The organism is Flavobacterium sp. RSB2_4_14 (genome assembly GCF_051547085.1).
Classification (GTDB): domain Bacteria; phylum Bacteroidota; class Bacteroidia; order Flavobacteriales; family Flavobacteriaceae; genus Flavobacterium.
In genome coordinates, this window is record NZ_JBPTTL010000001.1 from 619,740 (window position 1) to 644,418 (window position 24,679).

Here is a 24,679-nt window from a genome sequence, read left to right on the forward strand (position 1 = left end):
TAATTTCTTTTCTTTGTGAAAATTAACTTTCTATTAATGACAACCTCTGAAGAAAATTATCTAAAAGTTATCTATCATTTATCACTTGTTTCTCCCAAAGGAGTAAATACTAATGCTATTGCTGGAATGTTGGACACTAAAGCATCTTCGGTTACTGATATGTTGAAGAAGCTTTCAGAAAAAGAACTAGTTTCTTATCAAAAGTATCAAGGTGTAACGTTGACGCCTAAAGGATTTCATTCAGCAAAAATGATTGTTAGAAAACACCGTTTGTGGGAAGTTTTTTTGGTCGAAAAGTTGCAATTTTCTTGGGATGAAGTGCATGATATTGCCGAAGAATTAGAACATATTAAATCAGAATCTTTAATTAATAAGTTGGATAGTTTTTTAGGATTTCCCGATTTTGACCCACATGGTGATCCAATTCCCAATGCTGATGGCGAAATGAAAAAAATCAATAAATTATTGCTTTCGGAAGCTGAATTAAACAAAGAATATCGGTGTATTGGTGTTAAAGATTCGTCTTCAGATTTTTTAAAGTATTTGGATAAACAAAAAATTGCTTTGGGTTCTACTTTTTTGGTCAAAGAAAAAGAAAGCTTTGATGATACTTTATTGGTAGAAGTCAATTACAAAGAGATAACCATATCAAATAAAATAGCTACTAATTTATACGTTCAATAATTATGTTTCAATTTATTATAGATTATTTCGAAAGTATTAACCCTATTTTGGCGGCTTTATATGCCACATTATTTACCTGGTTTTTAACAGCATTTGGGGCTTCATTTGTCTTCTTTTTTAAGAATATGAATCGAGTAGTTCTTGATGGAATGTTAGGTTTTACTGGTGGCGTCATGATTGCGGCTAGTTTTTGGAGTTTATTATCGCCAGCAATTGAAATGAGTGAAGGCGAAGGTTTTGTAAAAGTAATTCCAGCGGCTGTTGGATTTGCTTTGGGCGCTTTATTTATTTTTGGGTTGGATAAACTTCTTCCCCATTTACATATTAATTTTAAAGAAACTGAAGGAGTAAAATCGCCTTGGCAACGAACGACATTATTAGTTTTAGCGATAACATTGCATAATATTCCAGAAGGTTTGGCGGTTGGAGTACTTTTTGGTGGTGTTGCTGCAGGAATTCCCGAGGCATCGATTGCTGGCGCAGTAACATTGGCTATCGGAATTGGTATTCAGAATTTCCCAGAGGGAATTGCTGTTTCTATGCCATTGCGCAGAATGGGAATGAGTCGCTGGAAAAGTTTTATGTACGGACAATCATCGGCTTTGGTAGAACCTATCGCAGGAGTTTTAGGAGCTGTTGCCGTAATATTTTTTATACCTATTTTACCATATGCATTGGCATTTGCTGCTGGTGCTATGATATTTGTAGTAGTGGAAGAAGTAATTCCTGAAACCCAACAAGACAAAAATACGGATATTGCCACTCTAGGATTAATTGGAGGATTTATAGTGATGATGACATTAGATGTGGCTTTGGGTTAATGACAACCACAATCATCTTTACCACAATTTTTCTTTGACTTGGGCTTCCAAATAAATTTTCGAGCAAGGAAACCAAGCGCAACAATTACAAGGACATAAACCAATATTTCTTGAAAGTTCATAGTACAAAAGTAAAAAGGTTCTCTTGTTTTTAAGAACCTTTTATGAAATTTTTATTAAAATTTGGCACCGATAGAAATGTAAAAAGTTCTGCCTTCTCCTGGTAAAATTCCTGGTCCAGGATATCCTCCGGAACGGCGAGTAGCATAACTTTTATCTAGTAAATTGTTAATTCCCGCACGAACATTAAAGTTTTTCAAAAACTTGTATTCAGAAGAAAAATCAAATAATTCATAACCTTCTAAAATTCCAGTTTGTCCATTGGCAGAAGGCTCAACAGTATTATTAGCATCTGTAAAAATCTCACCAGACATTTTGTATTGTACTGTTGCCGAAAACTCATTATTACTCCAAGACATTCCAAAATTGTGAATGTAGCGTGGTGCATTTTCAACTCTGTTTCCAGATAAGTTTGTTTCTGTTATCACAATATTCGGAGCAGTTCCTGATACAGTAGTTGTAGTAAAATCTACATAGCGACTGTCTATAAATGACATCGAGGCAAAAAGGTTTAAATTGCCATATGGTTTTTCAACACCAAACATTTTAGTAATGTTTACATCAACAAAACTTTCAATTCCTTTGTTACGTGTTTCTCCCAAATTAGTTCTAAACAAATAAGTGCCTTGTGTTGGGTCGTTATTAATATATTGTCTAATTCCGCCAACACGATTATTGTAGCTCAAATAGAAAACACTAACATCAAAGTTTATAAATCCTTTGTAAACACCTCGATAACCCAAATCGGCATTGTAACCACTAGCATCTTTTAAATTTGGATCAACTACATCTATTACCGCCGAAGGAGTTAAATCACTAAACAAAACTGGGCGAAACGCCTGCGAAATATTCGCATAAAAGTTTGTTTTCATCCATTTGTATTCTAAACCTAGTCCAAAAAGAGGTTGGTTTCTAACAATATTTTGATTTTCGATTAGGATGTCATTACCAGAAATAATATCCATTCTTCCTTCGGCGGTTGAATTTATGTATTCGTAACGAACTCCAGGTGTTACGCTGAATCTATCCGTAACTTTAAATTGATTTTCAGCAAATAGCGCTACATTTTTTGTGGTATATTCTAATGAAGTTGGGTACTTTCCGTCTGTTGACATGTCAAAATCACTTCCTGTTGTGCCTTTGCCTTTTTGGTAACGTTCCGTATTGGCTAGATATAATCGTAAACCAAAAGCAAGGTTCTGTGTAGTCTTTCCCAATTTGTATCGGTATAAATTGCGGTTTTCAACACCTAAATTTTTATAGTGATCACTATCAACTCTTCTGTTTGTATATTGATTTGTTACAGGATTTATAGCATCTTCAACATTAGCAGCTGCAGTAAAACCTACGCTATTTCGTTCACCGATAAGTCCAAATGCTTTTACATTCATATCAAAATTTGCATTGACTTTGGTATCAAAATTTACCGAAAAAATATTCCACGGCACACCAAACCAGTTTCGTTCTCTAAAAGATTGTCTTGGGTTTGCAGCAAATTGTTCATCGGTTAAACCGCCAGGTTGTTGCATTTCATAATCAGAGTTGGTGTATTCAGCGCTAATTTTTGTATTCTCTGTAAATCTATATTCAATAAAAGCATGCGTGTTTCTAGCATTAAAACGGTTGTTTTCTCTCCAACCTTTTGCACTACGGGAATGATTATATAAATAGTAGGACCATTTTTTATATTTTCCACCAATAGCATTAAACGAACTTAACAATCCATAACTACCAACGGTGTTTTGAGTTTCAAATGTAAACGGTTTTTCTTTTTCGCATTTTAAAACGTAGTTTAGCATACCACCAAATTGTGGGCCAAATTGCAATGAAGCACCACCACGAACCATTTGAATAGTTTCTACGGCTTCTAATGGTGGATTATAATATGCTTCAGGATAACCAAAAACATCGGCAGAAATATCAACACCATTTTGTCGGGTATTTAATTCCCAACTTCTGTTTGGACTTAAACCTCTTACTCCGACATTGATTTGCAAACCAGAACCTTCATTTTCCCAAACCGTTACTCCTGGAATTCTTGCAAAAATTTCTCGCGCATTGTTATTGGTTAAATTTCCATTGATATTGGACAATTTTAAAACCTCATTCTTTTTTCCCGAAAATAAGACATTGTCTTTAGTCTCAGGCATTCTTTCAGGACTTTGTTGTTTGGCAGTAATAACAACAGTTCTCAATTTTTTGATAGTATCATTTTCTTCTACATCAAATTTATCTTGAGCAATAATGGAGTTAGAAAAAAAGAAGAATAATGGGGCAATAAAGAGGTATTTCATTTCTTATTTAGATTAATTCTACGCAGCAAAAATAATCTTTATTTTTATTTAGACAAATTATAAATAAAGAAATTTTGAAAAAATTTAAAATCTAATAAAATGAATTATTTAAATGCTTGATAAGCAATCAATGCCACGAAATAGGCCAAGCTACTCATAAAGATTAATTGAGCTATTGGCCATTTCCAAGTGTTGGTTTCTTTTTTTGTAATTGCCAATGTACTAGCACACTGCATGGCAAATGCATAAAACAGTAATAATGAAATACCAGAGGCAAAATTGAAAACTTTTTCTCCAGTTATCGGGTTAATTTCAGCTTTCATTTTGTTTTTAATGGTATTTTCATTGTCGCTTCCACCAACGCTGTAAATGGTGGCCAATGTTCCCACAAAAACTTCTCTTGCTGCAAATGAACTGATAACTGCTATGCCAATTTTCCAATCATAACCTAAAGGTTGAATTACTGGCTCAATAGTTTTTCCTAAAATACCTATATAAGAATTCTCTAATTTATAGGCATTGATTTGGTTTTCTAAATTTTCGCTCCCATTTTTTTGAGAAGTAACATTGTTTTTTTGAGTTATTATTGCTTCAGCATTTTCAAAATTTTGTCCTGGACCATTTGAAGCTAAAAACCATAATACAATAGATATCGCTAAGATTATTTTACCAGCTCCAAAAACAAACGATTTTGTCTTTTCAATAACATTTATCGCTACGTTTTTAAACAGTGGTAATTTATAATTGGGCATTTCTACCACAAAGTATGATTTGCCTTTTACCTTTAGAATTATATTTAAAAGATAAGCTGAGAAAATAGCAGAACTAAAACCTAAAAGATACAAAAACATCAAGGTTAAACCTTGCATATTTAAAATTCCAAAAATGCGTTCGTCAGGAATTACTAGTCCAATTATTATAGCATAAACGGGAAGTCGAGCGGAACAAGTGGTAAAAGGAGTTACCAATATAGTAATTAATCTTTCTTTCCAGTTTTCGATATTTCTTGTTGCCATAATAGCCGGAATAGCGCAGGCAGTTCCAGAAATTAAAGGCACAACACTTTTCCCCGAAAGCCCAAATTTTCGCATGATTTTGTCCATCAAAAAAACAACACGGCTCATGTAGCCACTTTCTTCAAGAATGGAAATGAAAAGGAACAGAAAAGCTATTTGAGGAATAAAAATCAGAATGCCGCCAATTCCTGGAATGATTCCTTGAGAAATTAAATTGGTTAAAACACCAGCAGGAAGATTTTCATCGGCCAAGGCACTGAAAGTAGCAAAAGAGCTGTCAATAAAATCCATCGGGACTTTTGACCATTCAAAAATAGATTGAAATATGGCAAATAAGATGATAAAAAAGATGACGTAACCCCAAATTTTATGGGTTAAAACCTTGTCTAATTTACTTCTAAAATCGGTGGCAATTGTGGTGTCAATTTTTAAACCATTCTTTAAAACGTCATTAATAAATTGATAGCGTTTTATAGTTTCTTTTTGCTGTAATCTTTTCAAATCGGAATGCGATTTGGTAAAAGAATTCAAAATTTCGTTTCGTTCCAGATTTAAAAAATTCACATCTTGAGTAATCACCAACCACAGCTTATACAATAATTGGTTTGGGAAAGTAGCGCGCAGTTTATCGAAATATTCTACATCAATAGAAGAGGCATTTAAACACGGTTCAGTAGAAATGGATTTGTAATTTACAATTAGATTTTTCAGTTCATTTATTCCTAAACTTTTACGAGAACTAACAAGAGCTATTTTTGTTTTGAGATGTTCTTCAAGATACGGAATGTCGAGAGAAATACCTTTTGATTTCATCCTGTCCGACATGTTAATCACCAAAATGGTTGGAATTTCTAAATCTTTTATTTGTGTAAAAAGGAGAAGATTTCTTTTTAGATTTTCGACATCAGTGATTAAAAGGACAACATCAGGATACAGTTTATCGTTTTTATTGAGCAACAATTCAATAACCACATTTTCATCAATAGAACTAGCGTTTAAGCTATATGTTCCTGGCAAATCGAGAATGTTGGCTTTAAAATTATTAGGCAGTTTGCAAAAACCCATCTTTTTTTCAACCGTAATTCCAGGATAGTTTCCCACTTGTTGGTTCAATCCCGTAAGCTGGTTGAACACCGACGTTTTTCCTGTATTTGGGTTTCCTATTAAAGCAACATTAATATTTTGCATGCTCAGTTTTGATTATTTAGAAAGGAATTCAACTTCAATCTCGTGAGCAGTTTCCATCCTAATAGCTAAATGAGAACCATTATTTACATTCAAATAAATAGGATCACCAAAAGGAGCAATTTGAATTACTTCCAATTCGTTTCCAGGTAAACAGCCCATTTCTAGTAGCTTCAGAGGAATTTTATCCAAATCGACATAGGTAATAGTGGCTTTGTCTCCAATTTGTAATAAATCAACGGTGGTTTTCAATGCTTATTTAGATTGAATTAAGATTGCAAAAATAGCGATAAAAAAAGAAAGTAAGATGACAATTATCAGTTTAACTAATTTTTATCGTTTTCACACAACCAATTGATATCTTCAATAAGTTTTTTTATTTCCTCTTTATTCGTTCCGTCATAAAATCCACGAACTCTTTTTTGAGAGTCAATAAGCACAAAATTTTCGGTATGAACCATATCATACAGTTCGGATGGTTTGCCAAGTTTTACTGCCAAATAAGATTTTCTGGCCATGCTATAAATTTCTTTTTTATCGCCAGTTACCAAATTCCATTTTGAGTCTACAACACCTTTTTCTATGGCATATTTTTTTAAAATCGGTACAATGTCAATTTCAGGAGTTACGGTGTGAGAAAGCAGCATTACTTTCGGATTGTTTAAAAATGCTTTTTGAATGTCCACCATGTTAGTGGTCATTATGGGACAAATAGAACCACAAGTTGTAAAGAAGAAATCGGCAACATAAATCTTCCCTTCATAGTCTTTTTGGGTAATTGTTTTTCCGTTTTGGTTTACAAAAGAGAAGTCTGCAATTTTATGTTCTCTGGCAATATATTGAACAGTACTATCAACCAATTCTGGATTTACGTCAGCAGGATTATAAATGGGTAATGTTTTAGCAGGTTTTAAAACATTATAAAACAACGAAACCGTAACGATGGAAAATACGATAAAAGTTCCAATGAAAATTCTATATTTTTTTATAAAGGGATTCATTCTTTTTTTGCAAAAATACAAAAGCAACCTTTTACTTGTATGACAAACAACTTCATAAAGACTTATATTTTTGTTAAAAAAACATATCTTTCGGTTTAATCAATAAATTTGTAATAACTAACAAAATAAAAATTAAAAATGAAGAAGATTACTAACTCCAAATCGCTACTCGTAGCGTTTGTATTTGCTGGAATTTTCCAAGCAAACGCACAACAAAAAACACCCGGAATAGATACTTCCTTAATGGATAAATCAGTAAGTCCCAAAGACAATTTCTTCCAATTTGTGAATGGAACTTGGTTAAAAAACACCGAAATTCCTGCCGACAAGACTCGTTGGGGAAGTTTTGATGAGTTGCGTCAAAGAACTGATAAAGATGCTTTGGCCATTTTAAATGAAGCAGCAAATAATCCAAAATACCAATCAAATACCGATCAAGGTAAAGCTATCAATCTTTACAAATCCATTATGGATACGGTGTCGAGAAACAAACAAGGGATTAATCCAATCAAACCTTATTTGGCCAAAATTGATGCTGTAAAAAACATCAAAGATTTACAAAAATTGATGATTGAAATGGAGCCAATAGGCGGAATTGGTTTTATGGGCGTTGGCGTTGGAACAGATTCTAAAAACAGTAACCGAAATATTGTGAATGTTGGGTTAGGTTCTTTAGGATTACCAGATAGAGATTATTATGTTTCTGAAGATGCAGACTCAAAAGAGAAAAGAGCAAAATATGTAGCACACGTTGCCCGAATGTTTTCATTTTTGAAGATTAAACCAGAGCAAGCAAAAATTGATGCGGAAAAAATATTGGCATTAGAAATTGCTATGTCAAAACCAAGATTGGATAGAGTAGAGCGAAGAGACAGACGTAAAACTTACAATCCGATGACGGTTGCTCAACTTCAAAAATTGACGCCTACCATTAATTGGGAAAACTATTTATCAGAAATTGGATTGCCAAATCAAGATACCGTAATTGTTTCTCAACCAAGATACATGGAGGCATTGCAAACTATTTTCTCAGAAAATAAAGTAGCCGATTGGAAAGCCTATATGAGATGGACATTATTAAATCGCTCTGCAGGAATGTTGAGTACAGAAATTGGCGCAGCTAATTTTGATTTTTATGGCAAAACTTTGACTGGAGCAGTAAAACAAAGACCTTTAGATGAAAGAGCGTTGCAAACGATAAACGGTGCAACTGGAGAAGCATTGGGTAAATTGTATGTGGAGAAAAAATTTCCAGCCGAAGCTAAAACCAAAGCAGAAAACATGATAAAAAATGTGGTAAGAGCTTATGAAAACAGAATAAACAATTTGACTTGGATGTCACCAGAAACTAAAAAAAGTGCCATTCAAAAATTGAAAAAAATGAATGTTAAAATTGGCTATCCTGATAAATGGAAAGATTATTCGGCACTGACGATTAAAAGTCCAGCCGAAGGCGGAAGTTATTTTGAAAATTCTTTGGCTATTTCAAAATGGAATTTCAAAAAAGATATTGACAAACTTCAAAAACCAGTAGACAAAACAGAGTGGGGAATGTCACCACAAACGGTGAATGCGTATTACAGTCCTTCTTATAATGAAATTGTTTTCCCTGCGGCTATTTTGCAACCACCTTTTTACAATTATCAAGCCGATGAAGCGGTGAATTATGGTGGAATAGGCGCTGTCATTGGTCATGAAATTTCACATGGTTTTGACGACTCTGGAGCACGATACAATGGCGATGGAAATCTTGTTGATTGGTGGACAGCTGAAGATTTGAAACAATTTACAGCACTTGGTGGTGCATTGGCCGATCAATATTCCGCATTGGAACCATTACCAGGAGTTAAAGTAGATGGTAAATTTACTTTAGGAGAAAACATTGGAGATTTAGGCGGAATAAACGCTGCTTATGATGGATTGCAGTTGTATTTGAAAGAAAATAAAAACCCAGGATTGATTGATGGTTACACACCAGAGCAACGTTTGTTTATTTCATGGGCAACCATTTGGAGAAGTAAAATGCGTGATGAAGCATTGAAAAATCAAGTGAAAACCGATCCACATTCACCAGGAATGTATCGTGCTTATGTTCCTTTATTAAACTTGGAAACGTTCTACCAAGCATTTGATATCAAACCAGGAGACGGAATGTATGTTACTCCAGACAAGCGAGTTATTATTTGGTAATAAACTTCAAAAACCTCAGTTATTCTGAGGTTTTTTTATGCTTTTTAATAAGCCAATTACACTCACCAATACCCAAGTAGTTTCAAGAATTACAAACGGAATGAAATCTATTAAATAAGAAGCATAACCAGCCAAACCTGCACCCAAAATATTGAGTGTAAAATATAAACTTCCATCTTTTTTGATGATGGAAAAAATATTGAAGAAATAGGCCAAGAGAATTAATCCAACTCCTATTGTTGCTATGGTATCGTTATAATTCATAGTTGTGGTTTTTGAAACGTATAATTTAAAACACGTTCTATTTTTTCAGAAGATATTGTTTTCCCAAAAGAAGGTTTGCTTTGGTCAAACTCTGGTAAAGGTAAATTTAATTCGATAGCTTTTTGTGTGTAATATGTTGCTCTGTTTGGATGAAAAGGAGCAACAGCATTTACAATTTCACCAAAATAATTTTTCATCAAAATTGCTTGGATTATTACAATACAATCCAATTGATGAATTAAATTAATTGGTGAATCGGGATTTTCAATATGTTGCCTTCCCACTAAAAAGTGAATAGGATGACGATTTTCACCAATTAATCCACCAAAGCGAACTACGGTAGTTTTGAAGCTTGTATTGTTCTGCAAAAGTTGTTCTGCTTCCAAAAGTTGTTTTCCACTCTCTGTTTCAGGATATGGTATGGTTTCTTCGGTTATCAATTTTACAGAATTAGTATCTGAATAAACCGAGGTTGAACTTACGAAAAGGACTTTTCCAATGGATGATTTTTCGATATATGGAATTAGATTTTCAATTTTAGTAACAAAGTTTTCTTTTTGTAAGCCACGTAATTTCGGAGGAATGTCGAGTATTAAGAATTCAGAATTTTCAAGAAATGAACTTATGTCTCCATTAATTCCAGTTTCTGAAAGTTCCAATAAAAAAGGTTCAATTCCTGCTTTTTCCAGTATTGAAATTTTCGCTGAAGAAGTTGTGGAACCTTTAACCAAAAATCCTTTTTCTATCAAAGATTTTGCTAATGGTAAACCCAACCAACCACAACCTAATAGGCTAATTTTTTTCATTATCGTAAACTATCAATAGCAACAGTTAGGGTGTCTTTTGTAGAAAATCTTCTGTAAGTTGGTTTGGCTTCAATAACCTTTGGCGAAGGTTTTATTTTTTGACGAAGAATTACAGCATCGTTTAAAACAAATGGTGTAGGAATCATCCAAGATTTTCTTTTCGTTATAGTAAATAGTGGATTACTCATCAAATCAAAAGAACTTTCAACTAGGTTCAAGTCTAATTTTTGATTAGCAGGAATAGAAAAATCCATTTCCAAAGGTTGATTGTCCACCACATAATACGTCAATAATTTTCCAACGGTTTTGGAGGAAATATTACTTTCAAAATTTAATGATTTTACGCCATTAGCGCTAAAATTATTAATTTGAACATCATTAGTATTAAAAATATCGTAACGATTTACCCTTCTATTTGGGCTAATTTTTATGCGATACAAATGTTGGTTTCCCTTAATGGTATCGCGCAAAAACTCGATAGTTGGTTTAGCAATATTCTTAACTGGTGCGTCACTCATAAAAGTATAGGAAGAACCATATTTACTATATAATTTATTAGTGTTTAAAGTAGTACCACTTTTTGGATTATCACCTAAATATCCTTTTGTCCATTCATCCAAATTGACATCATAGGTTGTCCAATTGGCTTTGTTAGTGTCACCATCCAAAATATAAATTAAACTATTTGGTTTTGCTTTTGAATTCGAATAATCAGAGGTCAAGTGTGCTTTAACAAAAAAGCCAATAGATATAATAAAGAACAACAATGACCAAATCCCTTTTCTTTTGAAAGTACCAAAAATAGGAAACAATAATGCAAAAGTTAATACGGTTAAAACGGCACTTCCAAATAAGATTTTCAACCCTAATCCAACAGGAAACATTTGAATAAATGGTACTAGAATAATTAAAGTTGGAATGGCTAGTAAACAATTGATAAACCAGTTTGATTTTTGCGTAAGCACAAAAAATCCAAGCATTAATGTGCTAGAAATTACAGGAATTATTAAAAAACCAGCGCCTTTTAATTTTAAAGCAATCCCAATATTGAGTAACAACCAAATCAATAATGGCGCTATCGTTTGGTTCATTTCGGGATTGTGTTTTAATTTATTTTTGTAAAACAAAAAACAAATTGCCAAGGACAAACTCACAAACGCATAAATATAATCATGTCCATTATAGGTAAATCCGTGAAGGATATCTTGATATTGAGGATAAAAGTTCAATAGTAATTTCCAACCAATGTAGGTTGCCAAACCAGCGGTGATGAGCGAACCAAATAATGGAATAAATCCTTTAATAACTTCATCCATTCGTAAAACGTGTTTTCCCATTCCGATAAAAAGGAACAAGAAAAGTAATCCGAAACCAATTAAAATCATCGGAACAATCCAACCAAAAGGATAACTCAAAAATGCAAATGGCACATTGAAATACACTTTGTCTTCTTTGGAATTCAGGTTTTTTAAATCGGCATTAGAATAATAATTCAACAACGGAAATAAATACGAACCTTGATGTGCCAAAGATTTTGGGTCTAGGTTTTGAAAATTATCTTGGGCAGTGTGATAATTATAATGGCTGTCGATAAAAGCAAAATTAAATCCTTGAATTTTTCCATTTACTCTAAAAACTGTCAAATCGGTATCATTGGGCAACATCTTGTATATACTATACATCAATGAATTTGAAACTGGATATTGTACATTTCCATTACTATAAGCATCCACCATTTTGGCATTACCTTCATTGGTTTCCATCAGCATATAACTTGGTCCAGAAGTTCCGCGAGCTTCAAAATTGAGTGCCAAACCTATTTCTTTTGCCCATTTGTGTTGTGTCACAAAAAGTGTTGCACCGTTTAATCCCAATTCTTCGGCATCAGTAAAAAGAATAATGATGTCATTTTTATGAGCTGTTTTATTGTGTAAAAAAGCTCTAACACTTTCTAGAATTGTCGCTACGCCCGAAGCATCATCGCTGGCACCAAGTGACGATGAATGAGGCGCACTATCATAATGAGAAAGCAAAAGCAATGCTTTAGTATTTGCCGAACCTTTTATACGTGCTATAATATTTTTAGAATACACCAGAGTTCCTTTTTCAGTCATGGTAAAACCTTCTTGAAATGAAGTTTCTAAACCTAAGTTTTCTAATTCCTTTTTAAGAAATTGTGCTACGACTTCGTGATTTTTTGAACCTACAAAATGTGGTTTTTTTGTAATTTCTTTTACCTTTTCCAAAGCTCGTTTAGTAGAAAATTCAGAAAGTGGTGCTTCGGTTTCGTCATAACTTTGAGGCATCATGAAATAGAAAACACCAAAAAGAATGGCAATCAAAACTAAAATAGAATATAAAGAAGTGTTGTTGTTTTTCATGACCATAAAGTTACTATTCTTTTTTTACTAACATATAATAATCATTTTCCAAAAAACGATATCCTTGATCGTAAATAAAATGATAAGTGTTTCCCGTATTTGTATTCAAAATATTGGTGAAAAATTCAAAATCAAACCCTTTGCTCAAGAGTTTGGCTTTGGTTGTTTTTGATTTTCCTTCCGTGTTCAATTCTGATAAAATTCGATAATTTTTGCGCAACTTGTTGTTCACATTACGCATATAATTGGTACTGTCTTTATTGATTTTGTTGTTGTAGGCATTGCGACAACCATCGCTACAGAACTTTTTGTCTTCGCGACCCACAATTTTTTCGCCACATTCTAAACAGGATTTATCCATAATTACAGTCCTTAAATTAGTAATTTATTTCAGTTTTTTTATTTGATACAAATCGTGTCTTCGGTCTTTTAGAATTCGGACACTACCATGTTCGTGAAGTTTTTTTAATAAATCCAAATCAACATCAACAATCAATGTCATCTCTGTATTGGGCGTTGCTTCAGCCTTTACACCATTACTAGGAAAAGCAAAATCGGATGGTGTAAAAACAGCAGTTTGTGCATATTGGATATCCATATTATTTACTTTTGGTAAATTACCAACACATCCTGCAATAGCAACATAACATTCGTTTTCAATAGCGCGAGCTTGCGCACAAAGTTTTACTCGAGTGTAACCGTTTTGTGTATCGGTTAGAAAAGGCACAAATAAAATCTCCATGCCTTGATCAGACATTAATCTGGAAAGTTCAGGGAATTCGACATCGTAGCAAATCATAATTCCAATTTTCCCACAATCGGTATCAAAGGTTTTAATTTCAGATCCGCCTTTCATTCCCCAATATTGAACTTCATTTGGTGTAATGTGAATTTTGGTATACATCTCAAAAGTTCCATCTCGTTTGCACAAATATCCCACGTTGTATAAAACGCCATTTTCAAGATGTGGCATACTTCCCGTAATGATATTGATGTTATAGGAAATGGCAAATTCAAGAAATTTTTTCCGAATAGGTTCGCTGTAATTGGCAATTTCTCTTATGGCATTTGCTTCGGAAAGATGGTTGAAATCGGCCATTAATGGCGCTATAAATAATTCTGGAAAAAGAGCAAAATCGCTACCGTAACCCGAAACCACATCAATAAAAAATTCGGATTGTTCAAAAAGCGCTTCCAAATTAGCCAATGGACGCATTTGCCATTGCACTAAACCTATTCGGATTACTGATTTTCGGGCGTTAATTAACTTTGGACTTTTATCGTAGTAAATATTATTCCACTCCAATAAAACAGCATATTCTTTTGAACTTTTGTCGCCTTCAAGATAATTTTGCATCACTTTTATCACGTGAAAATCATTGCTCAATTGAAAAGAAAGTACAGGATCGTAAATTTCTTTCTGACGAACTTTATCTATGTATATTTTTGGTGAAATTTCATTATGATATTGGGTATAATTCGGAATTCTTCCTGCAAACACTATGGCCTTAAGATTTAATTGTTCACATAATTCTTTTCGAGTATCGTATAATCGTCTTCCAAGACGTAAACCTCTGTATTTTGGGTGAATAAAAACGTCAATGCCATACAAAACATCACCCAAAGGATCATGAGTAGAAAAAGTATAATTTCCTGTGATTTCAGCATAATTGTGATTACTATTGGCAGTATCTTCATTTACTATTAATGAGAGTGCAGAACCCACAACCTTATCATCTACTAAAATTACCAACTGACCTTCGGGGAAAATAGTCAATAATTTTTCGATATGATGTTCTTTCCAATAGGAGTTTTCTAGTTCATGGTAGGCTTCCATCATAGAGTTTTTCAACTCTTTATAATCTTCTATACGTAAATTTCGGAGTTCAACTTTGTTTATTTCTGTTTGCATAAAACGCTAATTTTGATAAAGATAGTAAAAATATTTCCGTTTACAAACGCTTACAAATATTTACAACCGAAAGTAAATGAATAACTACCGAATAAATTTTGACAACTGCTGCAACTTTGCCTCGTTGATTTGAAACAATGCAGTATCAATTTAAATAGCAATGTCAATTTCAACAAAAAACATTTTATATAAACAATTTAAATTTTAAACGCCATGAATGCAATGAAAAACAAAGTACAGTTAATCGGTCACGTAGGACAAGAACCAGAAATCAAAACTTTTGGAGAAGGCAAAAAAGTAGCTAATATTACTCTTGCAACGAACGAAAGTTACACTAACGCTAAAGGTGAAAAAGTTGAAGACACCCAATGGCACAAAGTAAAAGCTTGGGGAAAAGTAGCAGACATTATTGAGAAATATGTCACTAAAGGAAAAGAAATTGCCATAGAAGGAAAACTAACCTATAGTGATTATCTTGACAAAGATGGTAACAAACGCTACATTACTGAAGTGGTTGCTAATGATATTTTATTATTAGGAAAGTAGAAATTTCAAAAGGGAAAGTTATGAATATCAAAGTTTTTAATATTCGATTATCCAAAGAGCATTGTCAAAACGATCAACAGAAAATGAATGATTTCTTGGATAGTGTTGAGGTCAAATTAACATCTACAAATTTTGTAACTACTGGAACGTTGGATTATTGGTCAGCTTTTGTTTTTTTCAAGCCTAAAAATGAGGAAAAGATTAAAACAGAGAATAAACTTCAAGAAGACGATTTATTGCCTGATGAACTTAAAATTTATAGAGCATTAAGACATTGGAGAAATGATTTAGCTGAGAGATTGAGTTGGTCTGCTTTCAGAATATGTCATAATACACATTTAATTGCAATAGCAAAAGCTAAACCTCAAACAATAAAAGATTTAGAAAATGTGTCTAGTTTTGGCAAAGTAAGAACCGAAAAATACGGCGATGACATTTTAGCGGTTTTAAACGCAATTTAAACTATTTAACTACTTAAAAATAAAGCGACAGAGTGAAAACACTGTCGCTTTTTCATTAAGTATAATGTAGTTTTTTAACACAAAAAGGAACAAGTTGTCAACACGAAAACGTTTTCGTTGATGGTGTATCTTTCAGAGTTAATTGATTGTTCAACAATTTAGTTACTTTTAAATTGTCAAAACAAACATAAACCATGAATAAATTAAAATTTTTATTGATTTTAATGGCAGTCAATTGGACTGTTAACTTTGGTTATGCACAAGTTGGCATTAATACAACAAATCCGTTAAGTACTTTGGACATTAATGGTAATTTATCTGTAAAAGTGATTACATTAACTGGTGGTTCTTCTGCCTCACCAACTCCAATATCTGACGGAGTATATTTGTCATTAGATCCAAGAAACGGTACAACAGATAATTATATATTGCCTTTACCAAGTTCTGTTCCAGGAAGAGTATATATTTTAAGGAACATAACAGATTTTGATACAGCTCAACTTAGTATTTCAGGAGGAACTCAACGATTTTTCCCCAAAAACTCTTCATCAGGAACTTTTACAATAGCAATGCCTCCAAATTCAGACAATAAATCTCTAATATTAATTAGTGATGGATTTAACTGGACTTATTTCAATTAAAAATTGAATTTGCCATTCGATAGGTATTCGCATGAGCTTCAATAATAGTTTTAATATTTGGTGAATAACCGCCACCCATACTTACTTGTACTGGAATTTGATTTTTATAACAAAGAGAAAGTACAATCTCATCCCTTTTTTTACAACCGTCAATAGTACAAGAGAGTTTTCCGAGTTTATCGGTTTCAAGGATGTCGACTCCGGCAAGATAAAATATGAAATCGGGTTTTACCTTATCAATTAGTTTTGGTAAATGATAGTTAATACAATTCAAATAGTCCAAATCAGTAGTATTATCTTCTAGAGCAATATCCAAATCGGAAATTTCCTTTTTAAAAGGATAATTTGATTTTCCATGAACAGAAAAGGTAAAAACGGTCGAGATGTTTTGGAAAATTTCAGCCGTGCCATTTCCTTGATGCACGTCTAAATCCACAATCAGTATTTTTTTAAAACGATAAGTATCCAATAAATATTGTGCTGCAATTGCTTGATCATTTAGCAAACAAAATGCTTCTCCTCGATTGGTATACGCATGATGCGTTCCACCTGCAATATTGAAAGAAATGCCGTTTTGTAGCGCAAATTCGGAACCTAATATTGTTCCGTTGGCTATTCTAAGTTCGCGTTCAACTAATTCTTTTGACAATGGAAAACCTATTTTTCTGGCTTCTTTTGGTTCGAGAGTCAATTGCAATAAATCATCGACATATTCCTTTTTATGAACGGCAAGTATTAAATCCAAATTGGGCAATGTTGGTTCAAAAAAAGCTTCTTTTTGTACTGTGCCTTCATGAACTAATTGCTGTGGTAATAATTCATATTTCATCATCGGAAAACGATGTCCTTCGGGCAAAGGATGTTTGTAAATGGGATGATAAGCAATTTTTAGCATAAAAAAACCCTCATTTTACTGAGGGATTTGATAATTAGTTATTTTTTTAAAAGGTCAAACATAGGACAACGAGAGCATCGCTTGTTTTCACTTTTTTTATAATTTTTGCAACATTTAGACTTACAGTTTTCGGCAACTTTAATTTTTACAAGCGCTTCTTTCTTGTCCTTTTTCTTCTTTTTATCTTTTTCCTTCTTGCTCAAAACTTCCGATTTTATCGGATACAAATATAATTATTTTTAATTATTCTAAATAAAAAAGATTTGTTTTTTAGAATATTAAACAGCTGGATTAGCAATGGCAATTTGTTGGATATCTCGGTCAAATAAATACAAACCACCGCGATCTTCACCAATCAAATTGATTTTATCCAAAATCGTTTTGGCTTGTGCTTCTTCTTCTATTTGTTCGGCTACATACCACTGTAAAAAGTTATGTGTTGAATAATCTTTTTCACCCAAGGTAATGTGAACTAACTCGTTAATAGAATTGGAAACAAACAATTCATGTTTGTATAATTCTTCAAACATTTCTTTGAACGTACTATAAGTAGTTTTTGGCGCGCTCAAATCAGTTATTTGTGCATGTCCACCACGTTCGTTTACATATTTTACCAACTTTAACATGTGTGCTCTTTCTTCGTCAGATTGAGCAAACATAAACTGTGCAACACCTTCAAGTCCTTGAACTTCTGCCCAACAAGCCATTGATAAATAGATTTGAGAAGATTCTGCTTCAATTCGGATTTGCTTATTTAAAGCTTTTTCAATAGTTACTTGTAACATGATTTCTAAATTTTTATAAAAATACAAATTTAACGTTTAAACAGTTTATACAAAAAAGTTAAAACGATAATTTATATTAAATCTAAAATTTGATTAATATGGGAAACGGAGTTAAAATTTGGATGCACTACTTCAAAATCAATTTTTTCATATTCCCAAGTAGTGTGATAAGGCACATGAATAGCATGACCGCCAAGATTTAAAACAGGCAAAATATCTGATTTTAATGAGTTTCCAATCATTAAAAAAGATTCAGGTTGGCAATCCAATCGATGCAGCATTTTTTGATAATCAATGTCTTTTTTGTCGCTCATTACTTCAATATGATGAAAATAATGACCAATATTTGAGTCATGAAGTTTTCTATGTTGGTCTTTCAAATCGCCTTTGGTCGCTACAACTAACTTGTATTTTCCTTTCAATTTTCCCAAAACAGTTTCTACTTCGGGCAAAAGTTCCACTGGTTTTTGGAGTAACTCTTTTCCTATTTTGATGATTTTTTCAATTCCGTTTCCGGAAATTTCATTATTAGTCAATTCCAAAGCCGATTCTATCATTGATAACACAAATGCTTTAATCCCAAAACCATACAACGGAAGATTTTTAACTTGATGATTTAAAATCAATAGTAAAATCTCTTGACTGGAAGCATAGTCTGCAAAAAGTTCACAGAATTTTGCTTGCGCTTCATCAAAATAAGGTTCGTTGTGCCAAAGTGTATCATCGGCATCAAAAGCGATTATTTGTGGATTCATGTTGTAAGAAGTTAACTCCAACAGAGTTCAAAACTCTGTCGGAGTTTTATTTATATTAAGAAATCAAAGCGCCGTTATCAACACCATCAGCATCTGGATTGACGAAAACTAGTTTTCCTTCTTTGTCGTTAGTCATCAAAATCATCCCTTGACTTTCCACACCACGCAATGCTCTTGGTGCCAAATTTACTAAGACAGTTACTCTTTTCCCAACCACTTCTTCGGGTGAAAAATGCTCTGCAATTCCCGAAACTATTGTTCTTACATTAATTCCACTATCGACTTTCAATACTAAAAGTTTGTTGGCTTTTGGCATTTTCTCTGCTTCAATAATAGTCCCAACACGCAAATCTAATTTGGAAAAATCTTCAAAGGTTGTTGTTTCTTTTTGCGGTTCTGTAACTTGATTTTCCATGATGTTCGCTTTTTTAGTGGCTTCGAGTTTGTCTATTTGTTTTTGGATTTCGGCATCTTCTATTTGTGAAAATAAAATTTCTGCTTCACCTATTTGATGATTTGCAGGAATTAAATCTGTTCTCTCTGAAACATCCTTCCAACTCAAATTCAAATCTGTTTTTAAAATCCCAGATAATTTGTAAGCTGTAAATGGCAAGAAAGGTTCTGACAAAACTCTCAATGCAGCTGTAATTTGCAACGCTACATACATTTGAGTTTGCACGCGTTCTGGATTATTTTTTACCATTTTCCATGGTTCTTCATCGGCAAGATATTTATTTCCTAGTCGAGCTACATTCATCAATTCGCCTTGTGCTTCTCTAAATCGATAACGCTCAATCGAACTTGAAATTACCGCTGGATAGGCTTTTAATTCGGTTAATGTTTGCTCATCAACTTCACTAAATTCATTTGGAGTTGGCACAATTCCGTTGTAATATTTATTGGTTAAAACCACAACCCGATTGATAAAATTCCCAAAAATGGCAGCCAATTCGTTATTGTTTCTCGCTTGAAAATCTTTCCAAGTAAAATCGTTGTCTTTGGTTTCGGGTGCATTCGAGGTTAATGCATATCGCAATGAATCTTGCTTATCTGGAAAATCTAGTAAATATTCGTGCAACCAAACTGCCCAATTTTTAGACGTTGAAAGTTTGTTTCCTTCTAAATTCAAAAATTCATTTGCAGGAACATTATCGGGTAAAATGAAAGTTCCTTCCGCTTTTAACATCGCTGGAAAAATAATACAATGAAAAACAATATTGTCTTTCCCTATAAAATGAACTAATTTGGTATCGTCTTTTTTCCAGTAATCTTCCCAATTTTTACCTTCTCTTGCAGCCCATTCTTTAGTAGCAGAGATATAGCCAATTGGCGCGTCAAACCACACATATAATTTTTTGCCTGCTGCACCTTCCACAGGAACATCAATTCCCCAATCTAAATCACGAGTTACAGCACGAGGTTTTAATCCGTCGTCCAACCAAGATTTTACCTGACCGAGAACGTTTACTTTCCAATCTTTCGCATGCTCTACTAAAATCCATTGGGTTAAAAAATCTTGGTATCTGTCCAAAGGTAAAAACCAATGTTTTGTTGATTTTAAAATCGGAGTTTCACCAGTTATGGTTGACTTTGGGTTGATTAAGTCTGTTGCATTTAAAGTCGAACCACATTTTTCACATTGGTCACCATACGCTTCTTCGTTGCCACATTTTGGACACGTTCCGGTTACAAATCTATCCGCAAGAAATTGGTCTGCTTTGGCGTCATACAATTGCTCAGTGACTTCTTCAATAAAATCACCATTGTCGTATAATTTCCTAAAAAATTCTTGCGCTGTGTCATGGTGAATTTTAGAGGAAGTTCGAGAATAATTATCAAACGAAATTCCGAAATCTATAAAAGATTGGCGAATGATTCCATCGTATTTATCAATGACCTGTTGTGGTGTGATGCCTTCTTTTTTGGCTTTCATCGAAATAGCCACACCGTGTTCATCGCTTCCGCAAATGAAGGCCACATCTTTTCCCTGCAAACGTAAATAGCGCGCATAAATATCAGACGGAACATAAACGCCTGCTAAATGACCTATATGAATTGGACCATTTGTATAAGGCAAGGCAGCAGTAATCGTATATCGTTTTGGATTTTCTAACATAATCATTTAAATAGATAGCAAAAATAACTTTTTAGCCACGAATAGACCAATTAATTTTCGGATTTGTTTACTTTTGAAACTGCCAATTACAGAGTAATGCGAACGATTTCTATTTTAATTTGTTTATTATCTATTTCTTCTTATTCACAAAAAAAGATGATTACACCACCTTATTTACAAAAAGGCGATACTATTGCCATTGTTTCCACAGCACGAAAAAACATTGACGACAACTTAAAACCAACAATCGACATGCTCGAAGGTTGGGGTTTGAAAGTGAAATTGGGTAAAACTATTGGATTGGATTATTATCAATTAGCCGGAACGGATGAGCAACGTGCCGAAGATTTTCAGGAGCAAATGGATAACCCAAATATCAAAGCGATTTGGTGTGTTCGTGGTGGCTATGGCACCGTGAAAATTATAGACAAATTGGATTTTACTACCTTAAAACAACATCCAAAATGGATTATCGGATTTAGTGATGTCACGGTTTTACACAGTCATTTGAACCGATTAGGAATAGAGTCGATACATGGAACGATGCCGGTTTCCATTGCAAGAGCTACGGATGATGCTAAGAATTCTCTTTGTGCTGCTTTGTTTGGCGATACATTACGATATGAATTGGATTGTGATGCTTTAAATCATATTGGCAAAGCCAAAGGGGAATTGGTTGGCGGAAATTTATCTATTTTATATAGTTTGTTAGGTTCGCCTTCGGCAATAGACTGTGAGGATAAAATTTTATTCATGGAAGATTTAGATGAATATTTATATCATGTGGATAGAATGATGATGAACTTGAAGCGAAATGGTTGTTTGTCGAGTTTGAAAGGAATTATTGTTGGTGCCATGACTGATATGAAAGACAATGAAATTCCTTGGGGAAGAAATGCTTTAGAAATTATTGAAGATGCGGTTAAAGGATTAAATATTCCGATTATTTACAATTTCCCTGCAGGACACATTAGAGACAATCGTGCTTTGATTTTTGGAAGACAAGTTTCGATAGAAGTAACAGCTGAAAAAAGTAAAGTGGTGTTTGATTGATGATTGGAGAATGAAGATTATTGATTGAAGATTTTCTAAAAATCAAAAATCTTATTTTCCAACTGTTCAAAAATCAAAAATCGTTAATCGGAAATCAAAAATCGTATGGCAGAACACAACGAATTAGGGAAATTTGGGGAAGAATTAGCGGTAGATTTTCTGCAAAAAAACGGCTATGACATTCTGGAAACCAATTGGACTTTTCAAAAAGCAGAAATCGATATCATTGCTCAAAAAGACACTACTCTTGTTGTGGTAGAAGTTAAAACCCGTTCAAGTATTGAATTTGGTTTGCCACAAGATTTTGTCAAACCAAAAAAAATTCAATTGTTGGTAAAAGCGGTGAATGAATATGTTGTAGCAAATGATTTAGAAGTAGAAGTTCGTTTCGACATCATTGCCATTTACAAAGAAGAAAACAAGTATAAAATTGACCATATTGAAGATTCCTTTTACCATTTTTAGTTGAACAAATCTTAAAATTTCCATTTAAAAGTAATTTTATACCTAAATTCAATAACTTTACTCAAACATAAGCATAAAAAAACATGAAAAAATTTCTATTATTTGCTATTTTATTGTTTTCTACCGTAAACTATGCACAAAAAAATATAGCTAAAAAAGTCGCAGAATTACAAAGTCTAAAAGCAAATTTTAGAATTATTTCTGTGCTTTCTCCAACACAAAATGCCACCGATGGAGAAGTTGAAAAAGTGGTTGATGGTGCAACAATGGCAACTTTAGATATTGCTAAAGTGAATGAAGTGACCAACAGTCAGTATGATGCAATTGAATTGAAAATCCCTTATAACAATCAAATTATTTCAGTGTTATTGTATCGTGTAAATCCTTTTATAGAAGGGTTTCATGTCGATACCGATAAAGAAAAAAACATTTCGTATCAAAAAGGAGTTTACTATCGTGGGATTATAAAAGGAGATACTAATTCGGTTTCGTCATTTAATTTTTTCAATGGAGAATTTAACGGTATAATTTCAAGTACAGATTTAGGCAATTTAGTCATCGGGAAAATGGTAAAACCAAACAATCAATTGGATTATATTGTTTATTCAGATGCTAAAATGAAAGTATTAAATCAATTTGAATGCCACACAAAAGACGAGGGAGAAATTCAAAAACACAGCAATGAAACCAACCGAAACGTCAATACAGATAAATGTGTAACGTTTTATTTTGAGATAGATAACAATTTGTTTTTGCTAAATAACAGCAATACGACTACTACAACCAATTGGATGACTTCTCTTTTTAATAATGTTCAAACATTATTTAATAACGATGGAATTTCAACGGGATTAAAATCCATTTTTATATGGACAGAAGCTGATCCTTATAATGGAATTGGGACAACTTCTGGCGCCTATTTAAGTGCTTTTCGTGAATTTAGAACTGTTTTTGATGGCGATGTTGGCCATTTGGTAGGCATTGATGCTGGCGGATTAGGTGGTGTTGCTTATTTAAATTCAATCTGTACTCAAAATAATTATGCTTATTCTGATGTAGTTCTTGCCTATTCTACAGTTCCTACTTATTCATGGCCAGTTCAAGTGATTACTCATGAGTTTGGTCATTCGCTTGGCTCACCACACACGCATCGTTGTGGTTGGAATGGAAACAATACCGCTATTGATGGTTGCGGTCAACAAGCAGGTTATACAGAAGGCACATGTGCACAAGGACCAATTCCTTCACCAGAAGAAAAAGGAACTATTATGAGTTATTGTCACTTGATTTCGGGAGTTGGAATAAGTTTTAACAATGGATTTGGGCCACAACCAGCAGAATTAATAGTGAATACCGTAAACAGCAAATCGTGTTTGAGTGTAGATTGTATTAATACTTGTATCAACACAGTTGCTGACATTACAGTGACCAATATTACTCCTGATTCTGCCTTGATATCATGGAGTGATTTGGGTTCAAATTCTACTTGGCAAGTTTCGGTTACACTATTTTCAGCTAGTCCAGTTTGGACAACAGTTTCCACCAATAGCTATGCTGTTTCGGGCTTGATTTTTAATTCTTACTATAAAGTAAGAGTTAGACCTTTTTGTGAAAACATTACACCACCAAATAAAGAAAAAATATTTGCTACCAGCACTACCAATTTTTGTAGTAATGTAACTTTTACAGATACTGGTGGTGTTTCTGCAAACTATACAAATAATGAGTCTTGGATTAGAACGATGACACCTAATAATCCTGGGTTGAAATTGCGCGCCAGTTTTACCAGTTTTAATCTTGAAAGTAATTATGATTATTTGTATGTATATAACGGTCCAGATGACACTTATGGTGACTTAACATTGGGAGGTTTGACAGGTTCAACATTACCAAATCCGTTTAACTCCACCGCTTCAGATGGTTCATTAACATTTAAGTTTTATTCAGATGAAGGTGTGGTGGCTTCAGGATGGAATGCAACCATTACATGCACAGGAACATTAGGGACTGAAGATAATACTTATCTTGATTTTTTATATTATCCAAATCCTACCAATGGAAGAGTTTCTATGTCCTGCAATACTCAAATTACAAATGTGAAGGTCTATAATGTAGAAGGAAGGTTGCTTTTTGAACAAAAGAAAAACGATTTGTCCACAACAGTTGATATTTCTCAATTTGCTTCAGGAACTTATTTCTTTAAGGTAAAAATAGGTGATGTTGAAAAGAATTTTAAAGTTCTGAAACTTTAGTTTTTGAAATTGAAAAATAAAAGTCTCGAGCAATCG

At 33.4% G+C, this 24,679-nt stretch carries 23 protein-coding genes; 9 read left to right on the top strand and 14 right to left on the bottom strand.

Going from position 1 to position 24,679, the window contains the following annotated elements; all coding sequences use genetic code 11:
• Positions 1 to 36 precede the first annotated feature (36 nt).
• A complete protein-coding gene (locus ACSVH2_RS02870) occupies positions 37 to 684 on the top strand; it encodes a metal-dependent transcriptional regulator (protein ID WP_438091654.1) in 648 nt (215 codons plus the stop codon).
• Between the two features lie 2 nt (positions 685 to 686).
• Positions 687 to 1,505 carry a ZIP family metal transporter gene (locus ACSVH2_RS02875; protein WP_438091655.1) on the top strand — a complete coding sequence of 273 codons (819 nt, stop codon included), beginning with the start codon at positions 687 to 689 and terminating at the stop codon, positions 1,503 to 1,505.
• Here the strand turns inward: ACSVH2_RS02875 and ACSVH2_RS02880 are convergent.
• From ACSVH2_RS02880 to ACSVH2_RS02900, 5 genes are all read right to left on the bottom strand, one after another.
• Positions 1,502 to 1,627 carry a FeoB-associated Cys-rich membrane protein gene (locus ACSVH2_RS02880; RefSeq protein WP_438091656.1) on the bottom strand — a complete coding sequence of 42 codons (126 nt, stop codon included), beginning with the start codon at positions 1,625 to 1,627 and terminating at the stop codon, positions 1,502 to 1,504. The genes ACSVH2_RS02875 and ACSVH2_RS02880 overlap by 4 nt on opposite strands.
• A 54-nt stretch (positions 1,628 to 1,681) precedes the next feature.
• The gene (locus ACSVH2_RS02885; protein WP_438091657.1) at positions 1,682 to 3,919 is read right to left on the bottom strand and encodes a TonB-dependent receptor family protein; all 2,238 of its coding nucleotides are present in this window, start codon (positions 3,917 to 3,919) and stop codon (positions 1,682 to 1,684) included.
• Positions 3,920 to 4,023: 104 nt separating this feature from the next.
• Positions 4,024 to 6,129 carry a ferrous iron transport protein B gene (gene feoB / locus ACSVH2_RS02890; protein WP_438092253.1) on the bottom strand — a complete coding sequence of 702 codons (2,106 nt, stop codon included), beginning with the start codon at positions 6,127 to 6,129 and terminating at the stop codon, positions 4,024 to 4,026.
• Between the two features lie 6 nt (positions 6,130 to 6,135).
• Positions 6,136 to 6,372, bottom strand: coding sequence for a FeoA family protein (locus tag ACSVH2_RS02895; protein ID WP_438091658.1), 237 nt, complete (start codon positions 6,370 to 6,372; stop codon positions 6,136 to 6,138).
• A gap of 74 nt (positions 6,373 to 6,446) precedes the next feature.
• Positions 6,447 to 7,121, bottom strand: coding sequence for an SCO family protein (locus ACSVH2_RS02900; RefSeq protein ID WP_438091659.1), 675 nt, complete (start codon positions 7,119 to 7,121; stop codon positions 6,447 to 6,449).
• 138 nt (positions 7,122 to 7,259) lie between these two features.
• Between ACSVH2_RS02900 and ACSVH2_RS02905 the strand changes: the two genes are divergently transcribed.
• On the top strand, positions 7,260 to 9,311 hold the full coding sequence (locus ACSVH2_RS02905) for a M13 family metallopeptidase (RefSeq protein ID WP_438091660.1): 2,052 nt from the start codon (positions 7,260 to 7,262) through the stop codon (positions 9,309 to 9,311).
• A gap of 15 nt (positions 9,312 to 9,326) precedes the next feature.
• Here ACSVH2_RS02905 and ACSVH2_RS02910 read toward each other — a convergent pair whose 3' ends face one another.
• The 5 genes from ACSVH2_RS02910 to ACSVH2_RS02930 are packed head-to-tail and all read right to left on the bottom strand — an operon-like array spanning position 9,327 to position 14,674.
• Positions 9,327 to 9,575 (bottom strand): CBU_0592 family membrane protein, encoded by a 249-nt coding sequence (locus ACSVH2_RS02910; protein ID WP_438091661.1) that lies wholly within the window; start codon positions 9,573 to 9,575, stop codon positions 9,327 to 9,329.
• Positions 9,572 to 10,381, bottom strand: a complete 810-nt coding sequence (locus ACSVH2_RS02915) for an SDR family NAD(P)-dependent oxidoreductase (RefSeq protein ID WP_438091662.1) — start codon at positions 10,379 to 10,381, stop codon at positions 9,572 to 9,574. The genes ACSVH2_RS02910 and ACSVH2_RS02915 overlap by 4 nt, the downstream gene beginning before the upstream one ends.
• Entirely contained in the window at positions 10,381 to 12,762 is a 2,382-nt protein-coding gene (locus tag ACSVH2_RS02920) for a M20/M25/M40 family metallo-hydrolase (protein ID WP_438091663.1), read from the bottom strand. Before ACSVH2_RS02920 ends, ACSVH2_RS02915 begins: the two co-directional genes overlap by 1 nt.
• Positions 12,763 to 12,775: 13 nt before the next feature.
• Positions 12,776 to 13,123 carry a hypothetical protein gene (locus tag ACSVH2_RS02925; RefSeq protein ID WP_438091664.1) on the bottom strand — a complete coding sequence of 116 codons (348 nt, stop codon included), beginning with the start codon at positions 13,121 to 13,123 and terminating at the stop codon, positions 12,776 to 12,778.
• 24 nt (positions 13,124 to 13,147) lie between these two features.
• Positions 13,148 to 14,674, bottom strand: coding sequence for a GNAT family N-acetyltransferase (locus ACSVH2_RS02930; protein WP_438091665.1), 1,527 nt, complete (start codon positions 14,672 to 14,674; stop codon positions 13,148 to 13,150).
• 222 nt (positions 14,675 to 14,896) lie between these two features.
• On the opposite strand from ACSVH2_RS02930, the gene ACSVH2_RS02935 reads away from it, so the two are divergent.
• The 3 genes from ACSVH2_RS02935 to ACSVH2_RS02945 all read left to right on the top strand — a co-directional run bounded on the left by ACSVH2_RS02935 (position 14,897) and on the right by ACSVH2_RS02945 (position 16,322).
• Positions 14,897 to 15,220, top strand: a complete 324-nt coding sequence (locus tag ACSVH2_RS02935; RefSeq protein ID WP_438092254.1) for a single-stranded DNA-binding protein — start codon at positions 14,897 to 14,899, stop codon at positions 15,218 to 15,220.
• 20 nt (positions 15,221 to 15,240) lie between these two features.
• Entirely contained in the window at positions 15,241 to 15,681 is a 441-nt protein-coding gene (locus tag ACSVH2_RS02940; RefSeq protein ID WP_438091666.1) for an HRDC domain-containing protein, read from the top strand.
• A 194-nt stretch (positions 15,682 to 15,875) separates the two neighbouring features.
• Positions 15,876 to 16,322 (top strand): hypothetical protein, encoded by a 447-nt coding sequence (locus ACSVH2_RS02945; RefSeq protein ID WP_438091667.1) that lies wholly within the window; start codon positions 15,876 to 15,878, stop codon positions 16,320 to 16,322.
• Here the strand turns inward: ACSVH2_RS02945 and ACSVH2_RS02950 are convergent.
• The 4 genes from ACSVH2_RS02950 to metG all read right to left on the bottom strand — a co-directional run bounded on the left by ACSVH2_RS02950 (position 16,315) and on the right by metG (position 20,873).
• The gene (locus ACSVH2_RS02950; protein WP_438091668.1) at positions 16,315 to 17,217 is read right to left on the bottom strand and encodes a histone deacetylase family protein; all 903 of its coding nucleotides are present in this window, start codon (positions 17,215 to 17,217) and stop codon (positions 16,315 to 16,317) included. The genes ACSVH2_RS02945 and ACSVH2_RS02950 overlap by 8 nt on opposite strands.
• A 278-nt stretch (positions 17,218 to 17,495) precedes the next feature.
• On the bottom strand, positions 17,496 to 18,002 hold the full coding sequence (locus tag ACSVH2_RS02955) for a ferritin (RefSeq protein WP_438091669.1): 507 nt from the start codon (positions 18,000 to 18,002) through the stop codon (positions 17,496 to 17,498).
• 71 nt (positions 18,003 to 18,073) lie between these two features.
• On the bottom strand, positions 18,074 to 18,757 hold the full coding sequence (locus ACSVH2_RS02960) for an HAD family hydrolase (RefSeq protein WP_438091670.1): 684 nt from the start codon (positions 18,755 to 18,757) through the stop codon (positions 18,074 to 18,076).
• A gap of 55 nt (positions 18,758 to 18,812) precedes the next feature.
• Entirely contained in the window at positions 18,813 to 20,873 is a 2,061-nt protein-coding gene (gene metG, locus ACSVH2_RS02965; RefSeq protein ID WP_438091671.1) for a methionine--tRNA ligase, read from the bottom strand.
• A 156-nt stretch (positions 20,874 to 21,029) separates the two neighbouring features.
• Here metG and ACSVH2_RS02970 point away from each other — a divergent pair, with 156 nt between their 5' ends.
• The 3 genes from ACSVH2_RS02970 (at position 21,030) to ACSVH2_RS02980 (ending at position 24,643) form a co-directional block, all read left to right on the top strand.
• Positions 21,030 to 21,926, top strand: a complete 897-nt coding sequence (locus ACSVH2_RS02970) for a S66 peptidase family protein (RefSeq protein WP_438092255.1) — start codon at positions 21,030 to 21,032, stop codon at positions 21,924 to 21,926.
• A 105-nt stretch (positions 21,927 to 22,031) separates the two neighbouring features.
• The gene (locus ACSVH2_RS02975; RefSeq protein ID WP_438091672.1) at positions 22,032 to 22,391 is read left to right on the top strand and encodes a YraN family protein; all 360 of its coding nucleotides are present in this window, start codon (positions 22,032 to 22,034) and stop codon (positions 22,389 to 22,391) included.
• Positions 22,392 to 22,474: 83 nt separating this feature from the next.
• Positions 22,475 to 24,643 (top strand): M12 family metallo-peptidase, encoded by a 2,169-nt coding sequence (locus ACSVH2_RS02980; protein WP_438091673.1) that lies wholly within the window; start codon positions 22,475 to 22,477, stop codon positions 24,641 to 24,643.
• Positions 24,644 to 24,679: the final 36 nt, after the last annotated feature.

Coding starts and splice junctions, on each gene's coding strand:
- ACSVH2_RS02930 (WP_438091665.1), bottom strand. CDS start 14,674: ATGCAAACAGAAATAAACAAAGTTGAACTCCGAAATTTACGTATAGAA.
- metG (WP_438091671.1), bottom strand. CDS start 20,873: ATGTTAGAAAATCCAAAACGATATACGATTACTGCTGCCTTGCCTTAT.
- ACSVH2_RS02920 (WP_438091663.1), bottom strand. CDS start 12,762: ATGAAAAACAACAACACTTCTTTATATTCTATTTTAGTTTTGATTGCC.
- ACSVH2_RS02910 (WP_438091661.1), bottom strand. CDS start 9,575: ATGAATTATAACGATACCATAGCAACAATAGGAGTTGGATTAATTCTC.
- ACSVH2_RS02925 (WP_438091664.1), bottom strand. CDS start 13,123: ATGGATAAATCCTGTTTAGAATGTGGCGAAAAAATTGTGGGTCGCGAA.
- ACSVH2_RS02975 (WP_438091672.1), top strand. CDS start 22,032: ATGGCAGAACACAACGAATTAGGGAAATTTGGGGAAGAATTAGCGGTA.
- ACSVH2_RS02870 (WP_438091654.1), top strand. CDS start 37: ATGACAACCTCTGAAGAAAATTATCTAAAAGTTATCTATCATTTATCA.
- ACSVH2_RS02875 (WP_438091655.1), top strand. CDS start 687: ATGTTTCAATTTATTATAGATTATTTCGAAAGTATTAACCCTATTTTG.
- ACSVH2_RS02980 (WP_438091673.1), top strand. CDS start 22,475: ATGAAAAAATTTCTATTATTTGCTATTTTATTGTTTTCTACCGTAAAC.
- ACSVH2_RS02900 (WP_438091659.1), bottom strand. CDS start 7,121: ATGAATCCCTTTATAAAAAAATATAGAATTTTCATTGGAACTTTTATC.
- ACSVH2_RS02905 (WP_438091660.1), top strand. CDS start 7,260: ATGAAGAAGATTACTAACTCCAAATCGCTACTCGTAGCGTTTGTATTT.
- ACSVH2_RS02885 (WP_438091657.1), bottom strand. CDS start 3,919: ATGAAATACCTCTTTATTGCCCCATTATTCTTCTTTTTTTCTAACTCC.
- ACSVH2_RS02915 (WP_438091662.1), bottom strand. CDS start 10,381: ATGAAAAAAATTAGCCTATTAGGTTGTGGTTGGTTGGGTTTACCATTA.
- ACSVH2_RS02880 (WP_438091656.1), bottom strand. CDS start 1,627: ATGAACTTTCAAGAAATATTGGTTTATGTCCTTGTAATTGTTGCGCTT.
- ACSVH2_RS02970 (WP_438092255.1), top strand. CDS start 21,030: ATGATTACACCACCTTATTTACAAAAAGGCGATACTATTGCCATTGTT.
- ACSVH2_RS02940 (WP_438091666.1), top strand. CDS start 15,241: ATGAATATCAAAGTTTTTAATATTCGATTATCCAAAGAGCATTGTCAA.
- ACSVH2_RS02950 (WP_438091668.1), bottom strand. CDS start 17,217: ATGCTAAAAATTGCTTATCATCCCATTTACAAACATCCTTTGCCCGAA.
- ACSVH2_RS02960 (WP_438091670.1), bottom strand. CDS start 18,757: ATGAATCCACAAATAATCGCTTTTGATGCCGATGATACACTTTGGCAC.
- ACSVH2_RS02945 (WP_438091667.1), top strand. CDS start 15,876: ATGAATAAATTAAAATTTTTATTGATTTTAATGGCAGTCAATTGGACT.
- ACSVH2_RS02935 (WP_438092254.1), top strand. CDS start 14,897: ATGAAAAACAAAGTACAGTTAATCGGTCACGTAGGACAAGAACCAGAA.
- ACSVH2_RS02955 (WP_438091669.1), bottom strand. CDS start 18,002: ATGTTACAAGTAACTATTGAAAAAGCTTTAAATAAGCAAATCCGAATT.